The following is a 16,202-nucleotide window of genomic DNA, read 5'->3' on the forward strand; positions in this document are numbered from 1 at the left end:
CGCAGCCGCCAGGCGGGCGCGGCCGGTGCTCGGAATCGGCATGTACCCCCGTACAGTCCGGTCGCTACATGTTGTTAGCCGCTCTAAGCCTTTGTCACCTGCAGTCCACCTATTTCCATCGCTGCCGAGGGACGGCACGTGTCTCAGAAGCAGTAGCGTCAGTGTGGAGGTAGATGTACGTCCGGCAAGCTCACGCCCAATCGTTCCCGTACCTTTGCCGACGCAGCCGCATCGGCTTTGGCGCCAATATCCATTCCCCGCAAGAATATCGCCTGATTGCGGCTTTCTTGATATAGCCCCCTGATGCCTAGCCTAGTCATGCGGCAGGCGCATCCAGTCGCTGCCTCGCCCCGCATCAGCAACGTGATGCCAGGCGCGTCGGGCCCCTGCGGTCCATTCTTCCACTTGAATGCGAGGAGGATCGCCCAGTAGCCGACTGGATGCCACTCCATGCGGCGGGTGGTTAGACGGAATCCGGAACTTTCATAAGATTCGACGTAGAGACGTTCCAGCGCCTGCGGCTACATGCCGGTATGAGGCATTTCTCCAGATATTTGACTCCGCGTTGCGATGGGCCGTGGATGAGCAACCTCTTGGGCAGGTGGAAATCAAAATCATTCGGCTAGCGGCCATGCAGTGCTCTTGTGTGCGTCTGGGGGTGCCATATCGATTGCGGGCAAGCTGACCCCCAAACGCTGCTTTACTTTTGCTAACGCGGCCGCATCGGCTTTGAAAACAACATCTTGTCCCCGCATGTATGCCTTCGGATCTGGGCTATCGGCGTCGAATCCTCTCAAGCTTTGCCTGACCAGGGCGCATCCGCATCCGGGCGGCCGATCGCTCAAGATTGTCAGCGTGGTGCCAGGCGCGTCTGGTCCCTTCGGCGCACTCTTTAATTGGAAAACGAGATCGATCGTCAAGGAACCGACGGAATTCGACTGCTCATGGCGGCTAGCCAACCGGAATCCGGATTGCTCATAGGATTCGATGTAGGCGCGTTCCAAAGCCTGCAGCGACATGCCGGTATGAGGCACATCGCTGGGTATTTGACTTTGCGCGGCGGATGGGTGGTTCATAAATAGCCCCAGGGTCAGGGTGGCAATAACGATCAATCGACGGGCTTGCATGCAGCGTTCTCCGGTTCTTGGGACATCTTGCCCCCTATAACGATTTCAATGGCCGCCGCCCGTCGGGGGCGGCGGCCATCGCTCAGTCGCGCCGCACCACCAAACCTGTCTGTGCAACCAGCAGATCGATCCCCGACACCGTGCCGCCCAGTAGCGCGGCCCATCCAGTGTTCCCCAGTCCCGTCGGGTACGTTCCGGCCGTGGCCGTCCAGTCGATCACCGGCTGGCTGGACGCTCCCAGGTTGACGACGATGTAGCCACCGCCCTGGACGCTTCCGACAGAGGCCGACGCACCGACAACAATACTCATCGCATTGTCGCGGGGCGGGTTCTTCGACACCACCAGGGTGATGCTCGCACTGGCCGTCATCTTGCATCGGTGACCGAGTGGGTGACGGTGTGGGTGCCGACGAAGTCCGCTTTGGCTGTGTAGATCAACGGGTTGTCGGCGGCCCACACGGTTTTTCATGAAGCTGCGGCGGTCGTGCAGATTTCGCATGGCATGTTGAATGCCGGCGCAAACGGCAAACGGCAAACGGCAAACGGCAAACGGCAAACGTGCACGGAGCCGGGACCACACTCTAGCGCTTCGGGCACAATGCGCCGATGCAGCTGACAGACCTGAGCAGCCGGGTGATCCCGGCCACCGAGTACCGCCGTGAGCGGTGGCGTAACCAGTTGGGCTGGACACGCGAGATCCTGCGGTTGGGAGAGCCCGACGATGCCTGGGCGCTGCGGCTTTCGATTGCCGAGATCGAACAGGACGCGGCGTTCTCCGCGTTTCCCGGGATCGACCGCGAGCTGGTGTTGCTGCGTGGCAATGGCATGCAGCTGCAGTTTGGCGACGGGCGGCAGCACAGCTTGCTGCCGCCGCATCAGCGGCTGCGGTTCGCGGGCGAGGAGGCGGTCACCGCGGTGCTGAGCGACGGGCCGACGCAGGACTTCAACCTGATGTGGCGGCGCTCTGTGTTGCAGACCGAGCTGCTGCACCGCCCGCTGGTGGGCACGATGCTGTTCTTTGCCGACCCCGGCAGTGCCTGGGCGATCCATCTGCTTGCCGGGCAGGCCAATTTTGGCCGCGATAGCGGGTTGCCGCCGTTGCTGACCGGTGACACCGCGTGGTTGTCGGCGCAAACGCGCAGCCGCTTCGTGCTGGATGGCGGCGGCGAACTGCTGGCGATCCGGGTGAGCCCGGCTGGCTGAGGTGGTGGACTCTCAGATGCAGATGCAGATGCAGATGCAGATGCAGATGCAGGCGCAGGCGCAGGCGCAGCTTCACAGGGCCGTTGCACGTGCAGATCCATGCAAGCCGCTGCGTTGCAGCTAACAAGTGAAGCGCAACCTATCCGTTCACAGCAGTTGAGTTTCGCTTGGAATAACGACCATCAGTACACGTCGCGACGATACCGCCCGCTGCTGAGTAGTGCCTGTTTCAGGTCGGTTCCCAGAATGCTGTCGAGGGCGGCATCGACCTCCGGAGCCATGCCGCGCAGGCTGCCGCAGACGTACACGCAGGCGCCTTGCGCCACCCATGCGCGCACGTCCGCCGCCGCGGCGGCCAAGGCGTGTTGAACGTAGCGATGCGGCTGGCCGCTGTCGCGGGAATAGATGCGGTCCAGTCGTTCGATCCAGCCGTCGCGCTGCCAGTGTTCGAGTTCATCGCCATAGAGCGTGTCGTAGGCTGCGTTGCGTTCGCCGAACAGTAGCCAGTTGTGGTGCGCACCGGCGGCGATGCGCGCGCGCAGGTGCGCACGCAAGCCGGCGATCCCGGTGCCATTGCCGATCAGCAGCATCGGTTGCGCGGAGGCGGGCGGGTGGAAGCCGGGATTGGTGCGCACGCGTAGCGCGATGCGCGCGCCGATTGGAGCCGCCTGGCAAAGCCAGCCGCTTCCCAGGCCGGGCGTGCCATCGGCATGCAGGTGTTGGCGGATCAGCAGTTCGGCATGGCCTTCGTCGGGGAGCGAGGCCAGCGAGTAGTCGCGGTGTGGCAGCGCTGCCAGTGCGTGTACCCATGTATCCAGCGAAGTGATGTCGGGGCCGTCGTCAGGTAGGGTCGCGCCGCTGAGCCAGGCGTGCAACGAACGCCCCTGCACCTGGCGGGTGCCGTCCAGCCGATGCCGCTGCAGCCAGGCTTCCACCACCTGTGGCGAATGCTGCGGGCGGATTTCGGCGATATCGCCCGCGCTCCACTGCGGCAAATGACCGTCGCACGGGATCAGGCGCAAGCGATACACCGCGGCGCCCGCGCTGCCCGGATTGACATGCACGCGCTGCTGCAGCTGCCAGTCGGCATAACTGGGCACACTCCAATCCGCTTGCGTCGCCAGTGCCGGTGCCAGTTCAGCCAGCCGTTGCTGCCACTGCTGCAGGGACTGCGGCTCGGCGTTGTCGACCTCGATGCGTGCGAACAAGGGGGTTGCACCTTGCGCCTGCAAGCGTGCATCCAGGCGCCGCCCAAATGCGCAGAACTGCGCGTAACGGCGGTCGCCCAGCGCCAGGACCGCGTAACGCAGCGCGGCCAGATCGGTATCGCTGCCGGCCAGCCAAGTGCGCTCGGCTGCTTGTACGTGATCGGGTGCATCGCCTTCGCCGGTGGTGCTGACGATGCAGAGCAGGCGCGGCACGCGCGACAGTTGATTGGCATCCAATGCGTCCAGCGGCAATGCATGCGCACCGACGCCGGCCTGCTGCAGGGCCGTGGCGCTGCGTTCGGCCAATTCGCGCGCGAACCCGGTCTGGCTCGCCCAGGCGATCAGCAGGTTGCTGTCATCGCCGCGCGCAGCCGCAACGCGTGGACGCCCGCGCAGCCACAGGCCGAAACAGACGATGGCGTAAGCCGCCAGGCTGAGGCCCGCCCAGTGCCAACGGTGTGGGGCGGGGGCGCTCCACCACGGGCCCGCATGCAGGCTGCCCAACCAGGCGGCCAGTACCGCCAAGGCCAGCAGGATGACGCCGTTGCCAAGCCACACGCGTGGGGAGGCGAGGCTCATGTGGCGGCCAGATGCGTTTCAAACGCCGGGCTCATGGATTCCTGCAAATCCGCGCCACGGCGCTGCAGAAAGCGCACCGCCAGCCCTGCGTTCGTCGCATAAGCCAGGCCCGCGTCAACACCGAGCACGGTCATTGCGGTTGCCCAGGCATCGGCATGCATCGCATCGTGCGCCAGCACGGTGACCGCAGCCGCTGCATGCGCAACCGGCGCGCCCAGGCGTGGGTCGAAGGTATGCGCGTAACGTACGCCGCCGGCCTCGAAGCGGTGCCAGCGGTCACCGGAGGTGGCCACGGCCAGGCCATCCAATGCCAGCACGCGCGCGGGCAGTGCGGTGCCTGCGTCTTCGTCGGGCGCTGATTCCACCAGGACACGCCATGCGCTGCCATCGGGTTTGCGGCCGTATCCAAACAGCTCGCCGCCAACATCGATCAACGCGCTGGCGATGCCCGCCTGCGCCAACGCGCGCTGCACGCAATCCACACCGAAGCCCTTGGCGATGCCCGACAAATCCAATGCAAGCGCGCCGGGTTGCAGCGCGCGGTCTGCGTCCAGTTGCAGGTGCTGCCAGCCACAGCGCTGCCGGGCCAGGGCGATCTGGTCGGCACTGGGCACCTTGCGCGGCCCACCGGCGGCACCGAAGCCCCACAGGTCGACCATCGGGCCGACGGTTGGATCGAACGCGCCATCGCTGGCACGCGCAATCTCCAGCGCCGTGGTCAGCACGCGCTGGAACGCGTCCGGCAACCGCTGCCAGGTGCCGGCGGCGGCACGGTTGAAGCGGGTGATGTCCGAGTCTGCGTCCCAGGTGCTCATCTGCGCGACCACGCGATCGAGCGCACCCTGGATCACCGCATGCAACGGATGCAGGTCGCGGCCGCGCGGCGCCACCAGCTTCACGCTCCAGGTGGTGCCCATGCTGCGGCCGCCCAGCGTGGCAACGGCGTCATCTGCGGAAGAAACTGGGTGCATGTGTGGACCGGTCGAGCAAGCGCTGCCTTGAGGCAGCCAGGGTGACGCGCAAACGTGCCGTTTGCATCACGCGGCGTGTCTTTGAGGCAGCAGAGGATGCGCCGGTGGTGCCGCGTGCGCTGCGTACGCGGCAGACCGTACACGCCGATGGCATGTACCGCCTCAACAGCGCCACTGCATTGGTCATCGGATCAATGCAGTGGCGCGCGTGCGGTGATTACTGCGGCAACACTTCCAACGTGGCGACATAGCCCAGGCGGCGCTGCTTGGCCTGCGGCAGCGAGGTTTTGGTGTCTTCAGTGGTGGTTTCCAGCCAGTACATGCCCGGCTCCTGCCAAGTCACGCTGAAGCCGCCCTTGGCGTCGGTCTTGAGCTTGATCTCGTTCTGCGCATCGCGGTAGCGGGTACCGCCACGCACGATTTCGATCTCCAGGCCGGCCGCCGGTTTGCCATCCAGTTGCAGGGTGAACTGCGCGGCTTCACCAGCGACCAGGTCGTTGGGGTGGGTCACCGGAATCAGCTCGATGCCCTTGCCGCTGGGCTTGAACACGGTCGTTGTGGGCGCGCCGCGGGTTACGAAGGTTTCCACGCGATTGAGCGACTGGGAGACCTGCAGCTCCTGCGCGTTCTTCGGCACTTCGGTGGCGAAGCTGGTTTCGTTGCCGCGCCAGCGCTTGGGCTTGCCGTCTTCCTTCCAGCTGGCGAACAGGCCGGCGTTGGTGATGCTGAGCTTGTAGGTGCCGGGCTGGGTGAGCTGCAGATCGAACACGCTGCGGTACTTGCCGGTGGCAGGGTTCTCCGGCTTGAGCGCGCTGCCATCGGGCGCGGTGATGGTCAGGTTGTCCAGCCGCAGCGGCACGTGGTTGAAGTAGAACAGGTCGTTGGACACCGCGGCATCGACGGTGATCCACGGCGCTTCGCCAGCGAGGACGGTCTGCGAGGGCAGCAACCAGGCCTTGTGCGCGAGGGCGGTGACCGGCAGTGCGGCGAGCAGGGCGATCAGGACGAGAGAACGTTTCATGGCAACTCCTTGCAGAAGATGAGGGCGGTAGTCGCGTGTCTGGTCAGCGCACAGCTGCGCCGCGTGGATGCGTGGAGGATCGAATAACGCCGTGCGTGCGGGGGACTCGCATCGCACTCAGCGCGTGCAAGCGACCGCGCGCAGCGCACGGTCACGGCTTGGCGACCAGGCTGACCGTGCCCAGTTCGCTGCTGCCGCTGGCCTTGGCCGTCTGTGCAGCAGTGGCCGGCCAGGTGAAAGGCACTTTGACCAGCTCGCGGCCGCCCACTTCACGCGCGGCCTCCACCACCAGCGTGTATTGGCCGGGCGGCAGCGACTTCAGCGCACCCTTGGTGTCGGTGAACGACAACGCGTGCGCGCCGGCGGGGCGGGTCGGGCCGGTGACGCCGTCGACCGGCACCTCCAGGGTGCGCCCGCTCTTGCGCCACCACTGGCGCAGGTCTGGCAGCCACTTGGTGCCATGGCCTTCGGCGGTGTCCTTGGACTGGTACCAGACCGCCAGGTTGGCAGCGGCCTTCTGGTCGGCGCCTTCGACCCAGATCGCCACGTACGGGCGGTGGTATTCGGCGACATTGAGCTTGGGGATCTCGACGTTGATATCGAGCGTGGCCGCATACGCCGGCATGGCGAGCAGGCCGCTCAGGGCGATGGTCAAGGTGGCGCGCATGGTCGTCTCCGGAGGCGATGGGGTCAGTGGATCAGCAACAGGGCAAGCAACAGCGGAATCAGCAAACCCAGGCCGACCAGCGGCCAGGTCATGCGCCGCTGACGCGCGTGCAGGTGCAGTAAAAACAGGCCGGTGATGCAAAACACCAGGCAGGCGATGGCGAACACGTCGATAAACCAGCCCCAGGCTGGCCCGGCGTTGCGGCCCTTGTGCAGATCGTTGAGGTAGGCGATCACGCCGCGCCCGGTGCGTTCGTATTCCACCGCGCCGGTGCTGCGGTCCAGGCTCAGCCAGGCATCGCCACCGGGGCGCGGCAGTGCGAGATAGATTTCCTCCGGCGACCATTCGCCCTCGCGCGTGCCGACGCTGATGTCCAGTTCGCGGCCCAGCCACTGTGCGACGCGCGGCGGCAGTGGCGCATTGCCTTCCTGGCGCGTGCCCAGGGTCCGTAGCAGCGCGGTAGGCAGCGTGAGCGTGCGGTGCTCGGTCGAAGGAGTGGCTTCGATGCGCGCGGCGTGATTCAAGGTGAGGCCGGTGACGGTAAACAGCAGCATGCCGATCAGGCACACCGCCGAACTGATCCAGTGCCACTGGTGCAGCATGCGCAGCCAGAAGCCGCGCCGTTGTTGCGCGGCGCCGAGCTGATCGGTGGAGGAGGCGGGCGCCATGTGGGTCAGGCCGCCGCCGTGGTGGCAACGGGCGGCGCAGGCGACTGCCGCGCAAGCACTTCGCTCAGCAATGCGCGCAGGCGTGGGTGTGGAGCGGCGGCCAGCAGCGGGGTGAGTTGGCGCAGGAACCCGGCATGCCCGCCGGCGATGGCGCGGCGCATCCAGGCTTCGGCCTGATCGATGTCGCCGTCGTCGGCCAACACCGTCGCAAAACCGGCCTGCCCGCGGAAATCGCCGGCCTCGGCGGAGCGGCGGTACCAGTTGCGGGCGGCGAGCGGATCTGCAGCGCCGGCCAGGCCTTGCTCCAGATAGCGCGCCACAAAGTTCATCGACTTGGCGTGCCCGTGTTCGGCAGCGCGGCGATACAGCGCCAACGCCTGGGTGTGGTCCTGCGCGACGCCGCGGCCGGAGGCGTACAGGTGCGCCAGGTTGTACATGCCCCAGTCCAGGCCATGCGCGGCGGCGCGGCGAAACCACAGCGCCGCCAGTTCCAGATTGCAGGGCGTGCCGAAGCCCAGTTCGTGGCAGCGCCCAAGCTGGTTCATCGCTTCCGGATGCCCGGCATTGGCGGCCACTTCGTACCACAGCATCGCCTGGATCGGATCGGCCGCGACGCCGCGCCCTTCTGCGTAGAGTTGTGCGAGCAGCAGCTGTGCGGCCACGTCCTGGCGATCGGCCGCCTTGCGCAGCAACGCCACCGCCTGCGCGGGCTGCGTGCGCAGTGCGGCGATCACCTGCGCGGTGTCCAGCACCGGCTCAGACATCGGCCCATTGCCGCAGCAGGTTGTGATACACGCCGGTGAGCTGGATCAGCGAAGGGTGGCCGGGAGTGTCTTGCGTAAGCCTGCGAATCGAGACATCCAGCTCGAACAGCAGGCGGCGCTGTGCATCATCGCGCAGCATGCTTTGGATCCAGAAGAACGACGCCATGCGCGTGCCACGCGTCACCGGCAGCACCTTGTGCAGGCTGGTGCCGGGGTAGATCACCAGATTTCCGGCCGGCAATTTCACCGACTGCGTGCCGTAGGTGTCTTCGATCACCAGCTCGCCGCCGTCGTAGCTGTCCGGGTCGCTGAGGAACAGCGTGGCGGAGACGTCGGTGCGCACCGGATCGGCGCCGCCACGGCTGCGGTCGTAACGCACCGCATTGTCGACGTGGTAGCCGAACGACTGCCCGCCGCTGTAGCGATTGAACAGCGGTGGATAGATCCGGCGCGGCAGCGCGGCGGAAAAGAACGTACTGCTGCGCGACAGCGCGTCGAGCACCAGCGCACTGGCCTCGCGTGCGATCGGGCTGTCTTCGGGCAACTGCACGTTGTCCTTGGCCTGCGCGGACTGATGGCCGGCGGTGATGCGGCCATCGGCCCAGTCGGCCGCGTCCAAACGCTCACGCAGCTGGCTCAGCTGGGCGGGCGTCAGGACGTCGGGAATGGGCAACAACATGCAGTGGTCTCCACGCCGTCCGCGGACTGCGGACGGCGCGTTGATGGATCAGAAGCTGAAGGTCGCGTTCAACACCGCCGAGCGACCATCACCCGGCAACGCCCAGCCGCTGCCGGCGGTGACGGTGCCCGCGGCGTTGACGGTGAGATTGTTGCGGATGCTGGTGTAGTACTCCTTGTCGAACAGGTTATTGACGTTCAACTGCAGGCTGAGCCAGTCGTTGACGCGCAGGCCGACCATCGCACGGTGCACCCAGTATGCGTCGGTCTTGCGGTAGACCGCGGTCGAGGTGTTGTTCGGATAGAAGCTGCCCTGGTAATTGACGCCGTACCCGAAGGTCCACTGGTTGAGCTGATAGGTGGTCCAGAGATTGCCGGCGTTGCGCGGGGTCTGCACCAGTTCGCGTCCGGCAATCGGGTCGCCGGTGAGGCTGGCGGTGCGGTTGGAGACGCTTTGCAGCACTTCGCTGTCCAGGAAGGTGTAATTGGCGAAGATCGACCAGCGCTCGGTCAGGTAGCCGGCCGCGCCCAGCGCAATGCCATCCACGCGCGCCTTGCCGTCCAGCACCTGCTCGGGAATCAGCGGGTCGCCGCTGTTGACCTTGTAGTTTTCGCGCTCGTTGCGGAACACCGCCGCCGTCAGTGCCAGACGCTCGTTCAACACGTCCCACTTGCCGCCGAGTTCGATATTGACCGCGCTTTCCGGCTCCACATTGCAGTTGGCGCCGGCGGTGGCAGTGGCGATCGGCGTGCACGAGCCATTGACCGACGCCTTCGACGGGGTCTTGCTGTTGGCGTAGGACAGATACAGGCTGGCGTTGTCGACCGGCTTGAACACCAGGCCGGCGCGGTAGGAGAACAGATCCTCCTCGCTGCCTGCCGGGAACCCCGGAGTCACGCCGGTCACGCCGCCGGTGGCGTTGACGGTGTAGGTGGTGCTGTCGCCTTCGTTGTGTTCGTAACGGCCGCCCAGGTTGAGCATCCATTGCTCGTTGAACTGCAGCGTGTCGAACAGGTACACCGCCTGATTGGTCAGGCTGCCCTTGCTGCGTCCGGTGCGGAAATAGTTCTGCGGGCCGGTCCAGATGTTGTACGGGTTGTCGAAGGTCTGCAGCGGGTAGGTGATGCCGGTGGTGGAGCCGTCGGCATTGCGGAAGATGCTGCCGCTGTCGAGTTCGAAATCTTCCTTGCTGAAGGCCACGCCGGCGACCACGCGGTGCTCGATGGCGCCGGTGTGCAGGGTGGCGGTCAGGTCGGTCTGGCTGTGGGCGATGAAGTTTTCGGTCTCGCGCACCAGCCCGCGCGGGCCGCTGTTCGGGTTCCAGGTGGACGGCGGCTGGCCGACGCAGGCGCGGCCGGTGTAGGCGTTGGTGTTGTTGGGCAGGCACCAGGTGCCTTCCGGCGCGGTGGCCGTGGTGGTCTGGTCCACGCGCTGCACACGCGCCAGGCTGCGCAGTTTGACGTTGTCGTCGAAGTCCATTTCCAGCACGCCGGTCAGCATGTCCACGTCGATCTCCTGACGCGACACATTGCGATAGCCGTAATAGGTTTCGCGGTCCACGCCCGGCAGCGGGCCATCGTTGAACGGGCTGAGCGCGAACGGCACGCCGTACTGCGGCAGGTTGTTGTCGTGCTGGTGCAGGTAGCTCAGCGTGAAGCGCGTGTCCGAGCCCAGACCGAACGCCACCGACGGCGCAAAGCCCCAGCGATGACGGAATTCCTCATCGCGGCCCGGCACGTCTTGGGTGTGACCCATGGCGTTCATCCGCACCGCGGTGCCGTTTTCGAAGTCGTAGTTGCTGTCGACGGTGAGGCGGCCGTAGCGGTCGCTGCCGCCGCCAATCAGCACGTTGGTGAAGTCGCCCTGGCCGGCGGTCTTAGTCACCAGGTTGATGTTGCCGCCCACCGAGCCGGCACCGGACATCGCCGAGTTGGCGCCGTTGATCAGCTCCACCGCTTCCAGGTTGAAGGTGTCGCTGCGGCTGTACTGCGCGCTGTCGCGCACGCCGTCGGTGGTGATGTCGCTGCTGGCGGTAAAGCCGCGCAGGTTGATGCTGTCGCCATACCCGCCGCCGCCTTCGCCCGCGCCAAAGGTGATGCCGGGCAAGGTGCTGAGCACATCACGCAGCGACAGCAGGTTCTGCTGGTCCATGGTCTGCTTGGTGACCACGGTGATGGTCTGCGGGGTGTCGCGCAGCGCCTCGGTGTACTTGGGCGAGGACGGCTTCTGCGCACGCTCCTGCTGCACCCGGATCGCATCCAGATCCACTGCGCCCGGAGGTGCCGGCGCGTCGCCAGGCTGGGCGAAGGCAGGAGCGGACAGCGTCAGCAACACGGCCGAAGTGAGCGGGGAAATCCTGGGAGTCATGGGACGTCTCGAAAAGGGAAGCGATGCTTCGGCCTGGCGATGGCTCGGCGGATGCGGGAAGGGAATGCGCGCCTGTCAGCCCGATGCCGCCTGCTGCCAGGCCCGGCGTCCGTGCACGCGGCAGCGCTGCGCCAGACGGCACAGGGCGGACGAACACCAGGAAGAAAACGGCATGGACAGGGGCAGGCGCATGGGATCGCAGGAAGGCCAGTTGTTAAGAAGGCCTGAAGGGCTGCGATCTTAAATGCAAATCATTCTTCTTTGCAATCTTTGCCGATGGATGGCATACGGCTGAAAGATTGAGGCCTTGCGGTGCGCTGACAGTGGCGGCTGGGCACTGCGCTCAGCGGTCGTCGCGGGTCCAGATACCGCCGTGTTCCTGCTTCACCGGGAACTTGGGCACTGCGGAATAGGCCGGGGCGCACAGAGGACGCCCATCGCGGATATCGAAGCGCGCGCTGTGCAGCAGGCACTCGATGGTGCCGGCGGCCGCGTCGAAGGTGCCGGGCGAGAGTTCGTAATCTTCGTGGCTGCAGCGGTCTTCCAGCGCGTACAGCGCGCCGTCGAGGTTGAACACCACGATCGGCGCATCGGTCACTTCATCCCACACGGTCTTCAGCTCGCCCGGCAGCAACTCGCCGCTGGCGCAGACAAAGGTCCAGTTGTCGCTCACAACGCGGCCTCGCCGAGCGGCTTCTCCAGCACTTCAAAGCGCAGGTCCTGACGCAACGGCACGCCGAATCGCTCGTCGCCATAGGGGAAAGGCTTGGACACGCCGGTGCGGCGATACCCGCGGCGTTCGTAGAAGGCGATGAGTTCGTTGCGCACATCGATCACGGTCATGCGCATCAGCGGCAAGGCCCACTCGGTGGCGGCGATACGTTCGGCCTCGGCGAGCACGGTCTTGCCGATACCGCCGCCCTGCAGGGTGGGGCTGACCGAGAACATGCCGAAGTAACCGGCGCCGTCTTCGTCGGCAACATGCGCGCAGGCCACCAGGGCGCCGTCCTGTTCCACCAGTAGCACCAGGCTGCGGTCGCGCAGGATGTCCTGCCGCAACACCGCCGGGTCGATGCGCGCACCGTCCAGGATGTCGGCTTCGGTGGTCCAGCCGACGCGGCTGCTGTCGCCGCGATAGGCGGAGGTGACGAGCGCGACGATGGCATCGATATCGTCGACGGTTGCGGTGCGGAAGGTGGTGGTCTGCATGTGAAACAGTTTATCGGGAATCGGGAATCGGGAATCGGGAATCGGGAAAAGCGTTGCGCCGCTCAATGAGCTACTTCGCCTCTGTCGACCAGCAACAGCATGTGGGAGAGCCGCTTGTTCGATTCTCCATTCCCGATTCCCGCATTCAATCAGCCCAAAAGCTGACGCACCTTCACCAACGCGGCAACAAAGCGTTCGATCTCGTCATGCGTGTTGTAGAACGCCAGCGAGGCACGGCAGGTGGCGGCTACGCCGTAGTACTGCAGCAGTGGGTGGGCGCAGTGCTGGCCGGAGCGGATGGCCACGCCTTCCAGGTCGAGCAGGGTGGCCAGATCGTGCGCGTGTGCGCCTTCGATCAGGAACGACACCACCGCCGCCTTGTCCGGCGTGGTGCCGAAGATGCGCAGGCCGTCGATGCGTTGCAGTTCTTCGGTGAAGTGCGCGAGCAGCTCGGTCTCGCGCGCTTCCACGTGCGCCAGGCCGACCGCGTCCAGATAGTCCACCGCCGCGCCCAGGCCGATGAAACCGGCGATATTCGGCGTGCCGGCTTCGAACTTGTGCGGGCCGTCGTTGAACACGGTGCCTTCGAAGCTCACTTCCTTGATCATCTCGCCGCCGCCCAAGAACGGCGGCATGGCCTGCAGATGTTCGCGGCGCGCCCACAATGCGCCGGTGCCGGTGGGGCCGCACATCTTGTGGCCGGTGATGGCGTAGAAATCGCAGCCGATGCCGGCCACGTCGACGCGGCGGTGCGGTGCGGCTTGCGAGCCGTCCACCACGGTAACGATGCCGCGCTTGCGTGCCTCGCGGCAGATCTCGCGCACCGGGTTCACCGTGCCTAGCACGTTGGACACGTGGGTGACGGCCAGCAGCTTGACCTCGGGGGTCATCGCCTTGCGCAGTGCATCCAGATCCAGCGCGCCCTCAGGCGTGATCTCGGCCACGCGGATGGTGGCGCCGGTGCGCTGGGCGACCAACTGCCACGGCACGATATTGGCGTGGTGCTCCATGCGCGACACCAGGATCACATCGCCCGCCCCCAGGCGCGGCAGCGCCCAGGAATAGGCCACCAGATTGATCGCGAACGTGGTGCCGCTGCACAGCACCAGCTCGTCGGCGCGCACGTTGAGAAAACGCGCCAGCTTGCTGCGTGCGCCTTCGAACGCGTCGGTGGCTTCGGTGCCCAGTGCATGCACCGCGCGGCTGACGTTGGCGTTCTGCCGGCGATAGAACTCGTCGGTGGCAGCGATCACCTGCAGCGGCTTCTGCCCGGTGTTGGCGTTGTCGAAATAGATCAGCGGCTTGCCGTGCACCTGCCGCATCAGCAGCGGGAAGTCGGAGCGTACGCGCTCCCAGTCCGGTGCCGGAGTGGCGGCGACGGAGGCGTTCATGCCACGCCCGCCGAATTCAGGGCGCGGTCCAGCTGCACGGCCAGCAAGTCGCGCAACGACGACGGCAGCGCGCGCAGCGGCTCATGGCAGAACGCGGCGCTGAGCAAGCGCTGCGCCTGCTGCTGCGGCAACCCGCGCGAGCGCAGGTAGAACAGCGCGTTGTCGTCGAGCTGACCCACGGTGGCACCGTGCGCGGCCTGCACCTCGTCCGCGTCGATCACCAGCACCGGCTGGGTGTCGATTTCGGCATTGTCCGAGAGCAGCAGGTTCTTGTTCGACAAACGTGCATCGGTGCCGTCGGCGCCCTGGCGGATATGGATGCCGCCATGGAACACCACGCGGCTGCGGTCGGCGCCGACGCCGCGCCAGACCAGCTCGCAGGCGGTGTCGCGTGCGATGTGCTCGATGCCCAGGCGGGTATCCACATGCCGGCGGCCATTGCCGAGCAGTACGCCATTGGCGGTGAGCCGTGCATTGTCGCCTTCCAGCCGCGCATTGAGTTCGTGCCGCGACAGGCCCGCGCCCAGCTCCAGATCCACACGCTGGTATTGCGCATTGCGCGCCAGCACCGCATCGGTCCGCGCGAACGCGGTGGCGCGTGCGCCATCGGCCTGCACGCGTGCGTGCGAAAGCACAGCGTCCTGGGCCAGATGGACATGCATCACGCTGTTGTCCAGATGCGCTGCATCGCCCACATGCAGGTGGTGCTCGACCACGCCGAGCGCGGCGTCGGCACGCAATTCGATCAGATGGCGGTGGTGCCAGGCCAGGTCGTGCTCGCCGGCAACGCTGACAAACACCAGCTGCAGCGGCAGCGCCACCTTGACGCCTGCGTCCACGCGCACGAGCGCGCCTTCGTCGGCCAGCGCGGCATTCAGACGCGCGAAGATTTCATCGCTGCGCTCGAAGCGGCGGCCGAGCAGCTGCTGCGCTGATTCATCGGCAGCCAGTGCGGACGACAGCGTCTGCACCTGCACGCCTGCCGGAAGTTCGGACAGCTCGCTCAGCGCATCCGACGCACGGCCATTGACGAACACCAGGCGCGGGGTGGGGATCTCATCCAGCACCGCGGCATCGATCAGCGCCGGCACCAACGGTGCAGGCTGGAAGCTGCGGCGTTCCAGCTGGCGCAGCGAGGTGTATTTCCAGGCTTCGGCGCGCGGGCCGGGCAGGCCGGTCTGCAAGGCCGCGTCGAGTTCGGCGCGCCGTTCAGCGTTGCCGCTAAACCCGCTGGCAAGGGATTCCAACAAGGCACTCATCAGGCGGCGGCCTCCGGCACCACACGGTCCTTCAGGAAGTGATAGCCGTGCTTTTCCAGCTCCAGCGCCAGCTCCGGGCCGCCACTCTGCACGATGCGCCCATCGGACAGCACATGCACCACGTCCGGCTTGATGTAGTCGAGCAGGCGCTGGTAATGGGTGATCACCAGGAACGAACGCTCGGTCGAGCGCAGCGCATTGACGCCGTCGGCCACGCTCTTGAGTGCGTCGATATCCAGGCCGGAGTCGGTTTCGTCCAGGATCGCCAACTTCGGCTCGAGTACGGCCAGCTGGAAGATCTCGTTGCGCTTCTTTTCGCCGCCGGAGAACCCTTCGTTGACGCCACGGTGCAGCAGCTCGTCCTTCAGATGCAGCACCGCCAGCTTCTGCCGCACCAGCTTGAGGAACTGCATGGAATCCAGCTCTTCTTCGCCACGTGCCTTGCGCTGCGCATTGAGCGCGGCACGCAGGAAGTAGGTGTTGTTCACGCCGGGGATTTCCACCGGGTACTGGAACGCCAGGAACAGGCCGGCCGCAGCGCGTTCTTCCGGCTGCAGGTCGAGCAGGTCGGCGCCTTCGAACTGCACGGTGCCGGCAGTGACTGCGTAGCCGTCGCGACCGGCGAGCACGTTGCCCAGGGTCGATTTGCCGGCGCCGTTGGGCCCCATGATGGCGTGCACCTGGCCGGGCTGGATGTCCAGCGACAGGCCCTTGAGGATGTCTTTGCCGGCGATGCTGGCGTGGAGATTTTCGATCTTCAACATTGCGGTAATCGTCTTGAGTAAGAGGGAAATACGAAGCCGCGCGTGACATCCGCTGCAGCCAACAGTCAACTCATTAGCGGCCCGGTGCTGCGCCACCGAGTACGCGCGCCGTGCTGCGCAGGTACAACAAATGCGCGCAAGCCGCAGCGAACACCACCAGGAACAGCACGGACAACCCGCCCCAGATGACACCGGACTGGGCCACCATGACACCGGCCTGGCTGTCGTAGCAGCGGCCCTCGGCGTTGAAGCAGTCGCGCCAGCGCCAATATCGCTCGTTCCAGGCGTATGTCGTCAGCGCCGACAGCAGCAGGCTTGCCACGGC

At 66.0% G+C, this 16,202-nt stretch carries 17 protein-coding genes; 1 reads left to right on the forward strand and 16 read right to left on the reverse strand.

Features of this window, described 5'->3' with window-relative positions; genetic code table 11:
* Nucleotides 1–614: 614 nt before the first annotated feature.
* Together QRM60_RS12065 and QRM60_RS12070 are read right to left on the reverse strand one after the other, a co-directional pair.
* Nucleotides 615–1,127, reverse strand: a complete 513-nt coding sequence (locus QRM60_RS12065; RefSeq protein ID WP_228418912.1) for a hypothetical protein — start codon at nt 1,125–1,127, stop codon at nt 615–617.
* 82 nt (nt 1,128–1,209) lie between these two features.
* Nucleotides 1,210–1,497: a hypothetical protein gene (locus tag QRM60_RS12070; RefSeq protein WP_115006114.1), complete on the reverse strand. Its 288-nt coding sequence runs from the start codon at nt 1,495–1,497 to the stop codon at nt 1,210–1,212.
* A 236-nt stretch (nt 1,498–1,733) separates the two neighbouring features.
* Here QRM60_RS12070 and QRM60_RS12075 point away from each other — a divergent pair, with 236 nt between their 5' ends.
* Nucleotides 1,734–2,330, forward strand: a complete 597-nt coding sequence (locus QRM60_RS12075; RefSeq protein ID WP_285446270.1) for a HutD family protein — start codon at nt 1,734–1,736, stop codon at nt 2,328–2,330.
* A 182-nt stretch (nt 2,331–2,512) separates the two neighbouring features.
* Here the strand turns inward: QRM60_RS12075 and QRM60_RS12080 are convergent, their stop codons facing one another.
* The 14 genes from QRM60_RS12080 to QRM60_RS12145 all read right to left on the reverse strand — a co-directional run bounded on the left by QRM60_RS12080 (nt 2,513) and on the right by QRM60_RS12145 (nt 16,199).
* Complete coding sequence (locus QRM60_RS12080; protein ID WP_285446271.1) at nt 2,513–4,117, reverse strand: sulfite reductase subunit alpha; 1,605 nt, start codon at nt 4,115–4,117, stop codon at nt 2,513–2,515.
* Nucleotides 4,114–5,088 carry an FAD:protein FMN transferase gene (locus QRM60_RS12085; protein WP_285446272.1) on the reverse strand — a complete coding sequence of 325 codons (975 nt, stop codon included), beginning with the start codon at nt 5,086–5,088 and terminating at the stop codon, nt 4,114–4,116. Before QRM60_RS12085 ends, QRM60_RS12080 begins: the two co-directional genes overlap by 4 nt.
* Nucleotides 5,089–5,305: 217 nt before the next feature.
* Complete coding sequence (locus tag QRM60_RS12090; RefSeq protein ID WP_042598107.1) at nt 5,306–6,109, reverse strand: DUF4198 domain-containing protein; 804 nt, start codon at nt 6,107–6,109, stop codon at nt 5,306–5,308.
* Nucleotides 6,110–6,260: 151 nt separating this feature from the next.
* Nucleotides 6,261–6,776: a DUF2271 domain-containing protein gene (locus tag QRM60_RS12095; protein ID WP_042598109.1), complete on the reverse strand. Its 516-nt coding sequence runs from the start codon at nt 6,774–6,776 to the stop codon at nt 6,261–6,263.
* A 23-nt stretch (nt 6,777–6,799) separates the two neighbouring features.
* Entirely contained in the window at nt 6,800–7,444 is a 645-nt protein-coding gene (locus QRM60_RS12100) for a PepSY-associated TM helix domain-containing protein (protein WP_228431647.1), read from the reverse strand.
* Between the two features lie 5 nt (nt 7,445–7,449).
* On the reverse strand, nt 7,450–8,208 hold the full coding sequence (locus tag QRM60_RS12105) for a tetratricopeptide repeat protein (RefSeq protein WP_285446273.1): 759 nt from the start codon (nt 8,206–8,208) through the stop codon (nt 7,450–7,452).
* Entirely contained in the window at nt 8,201–8,887 is a 687-nt protein-coding gene (locus tag QRM60_RS12110; RefSeq protein ID WP_285446274.1) for a Fe2+-dependent dioxygenase, read from the reverse strand. Before QRM60_RS12110 ends, QRM60_RS12105 begins: the two co-directional genes overlap by 8 nt.
* 48 nt (nt 8,888–8,935) lie before the next feature.
* The gene (locus QRM60_RS12115) at nt 8,936–11,254 is read right to left on the reverse strand and encodes a TonB-dependent siderophore receptor (protein WP_285446275.1); all 2,319 of its coding nucleotides are present in this window, start codon (nt 11,252–11,254) and stop codon (nt 8,936–8,938) included.
* A gap of 343 nt (nt 11,255–11,597) precedes the next feature.
* On the reverse strand, nt 11,598–11,927 hold the full coding sequence (locus tag QRM60_RS12120; protein WP_040940932.1) for a non-heme iron oxygenase ferredoxin subunit: 330 nt from the start codon (nt 11,925–11,927) through the stop codon (nt 11,598–11,600).
* A complete protein-coding gene (locus QRM60_RS12125; protein ID WP_011037898.1) occupies nt 11,924–12,463 on the reverse strand; it encodes a GNAT family N-acetyltransferase in 540 nt (179 codons plus the stop codon). The genes QRM60_RS12120 and QRM60_RS12125 overlap by 4 nt, the downstream gene beginning before the upstream one ends.
* Before the next feature lie 149 nt (nt 12,464–12,612).
* Nucleotides 12,613–13,854: a cysteine desulfurase gene (locus QRM60_RS12130; protein WP_285446276.1), complete on the reverse strand. Its 1,242-nt coding sequence runs from the start codon at nt 13,852–13,854 to the stop codon at nt 12,613–12,615.
* The gene (gene sufD / locus QRM60_RS12135) at nt 13,851–15,113 is read right to left on the reverse strand and encodes a Fe-S cluster assembly protein SufD (RefSeq protein ID WP_285446277.1); all 1,263 of its coding nucleotides are present in this window, start codon (nt 15,111–15,113) and stop codon (nt 13,851–13,853) included. The genes QRM60_RS12130 and sufD overlap by 4 nt, the downstream gene beginning before the upstream one ends.
* The gene (gene sufC, locus QRM60_RS12140) at nt 15,113–15,877 is read right to left on the reverse strand and encodes a Fe-S cluster assembly ATPase SufC (protein WP_116923639.1); all 765 of its coding nucleotides are present in this window, start codon (nt 15,875–15,877) and stop codon (nt 15,113–15,115) included. Before sufC ends, sufD begins: the two co-directional genes overlap by 1 nt.
* 73 nt (nt 15,878–15,950) lie before the next feature.
* Complete coding sequence (locus QRM60_RS12145; RefSeq protein WP_153066178.1) at nt 15,951–16,199, reverse strand: hypothetical protein; 249 nt, start codon at nt 16,197–16,199, stop codon at nt 15,951–15,953.
* Nucleotides 16,200–16,202 lie beyond the last annotated feature (3 nt).

Source organism: Xanthomonas sp. fls2-241-TYG-148, assembly GCF_030208815.1.
Classification (GTDB): Bacteria; Pseudomonadota; Gammaproteobacteria; order Xanthomonadales; family Xanthomonadaceae; genus Xanthomonas; species Xanthomonas campestris.

Bases quoted from the DNA above. Each gene is read 5' to 3' on its own strand.
- QRM60_RS12065 (WP_228418912.1), bottom strand. From the start codon at position 1,127: ATGCAAGCCCGTCGATTGATCGTTATTGCCACCCTGACCCTGGGGCTA.
- QRM60_RS12070 (WP_115006114.1), bottom strand. From the start codon at position 1,497: ATGACGGCCAGTGCGAGCATCACCCTGGTGGTGTCGAAGAACCCGCCC.
- QRM60_RS12075 (WP_285446270.1), top strand. From the start codon at position 1,734: ATGCAGCTGACAGACCTGAGCAGCCGGGTGATCCCGGCCACCGAGTAC.
- QRM60_RS12080 (WP_285446271.1), bottom strand. From the start codon at position 4,117: ATGAGCCTCGCCTCCCCACGCGTGTGGCTTGGCAACGGCGTCATCCTG.
- QRM60_RS12085 (WP_285446272.1), bottom strand. From the start codon at position 5,088: ATGCACCCAGTTTCTTCCGCAGATGACGCCGTTGCCACGCTGGGCGGC.
- QRM60_RS12090 (WP_042598107.1), bottom strand. From the start codon at position 6,109: ATGAAACGTTCTCTCGTCCTGATCGCCCTGCTCGCCGCACTGCCGGTC.
- QRM60_RS12095 (WP_042598109.1), bottom strand. From the start codon at position 6,776: ATGCGCGCCACCTTGACCATCGCCCTGAGCGGCCTGCTCGCCATGCCG.
- QRM60_RS12100 (WP_228431647.1), bottom strand. From the start codon at position 7,444: ATGGCGCCCGCCTCCTCCACCGATCAGCTCGGCGCCGCGCAACAACGG.
- QRM60_RS12105 (WP_285446273.1), bottom strand. From the start codon at position 8,208: ATGTCTGAGCCGGTGCTGGACACCGCGCAGGTGATCGCCGCACTGCGC.
- QRM60_RS12110 (WP_285446274.1), bottom strand. From the start codon at position 8,887: ATGTTGTTGCCCATTCCCGACGTCCTGACGCCCGCCCAGCTGAGCCAG.
- QRM60_RS12115 (WP_285446275.1), bottom strand. From the start codon at position 11,254: ATGACTCCCAGGATTTCCCCGCTCACTTCGGCCGTGTTGCTGACGCTG.
- QRM60_RS12125 (WP_011037898.1), bottom strand. From the start codon at position 12,463: ATGCAGACCACCACCTTCCGCACCGCAACCGTCGACGATATCGATGCC.
- QRM60_RS12130 (WP_285446276.1), bottom strand. From the start codon at position 13,854: ATGAACGCCTCCGTCGCCGCCACTCCGGCACCGGACTGGGAGCGCGTA.
- sufD (WP_285446277.1), bottom strand. From the start codon at position 15,113: ATGAGTGCCTTGTTGGAATCCCTTGCCAGCGGGTTTAGCGGCAACGCT.
- sufC (WP_116923639.1), bottom strand. From the start codon at position 15,877: ATGTTGAAGATCGAAAATCTCCACGCCAGCATCGCCGGCAAAGACATC.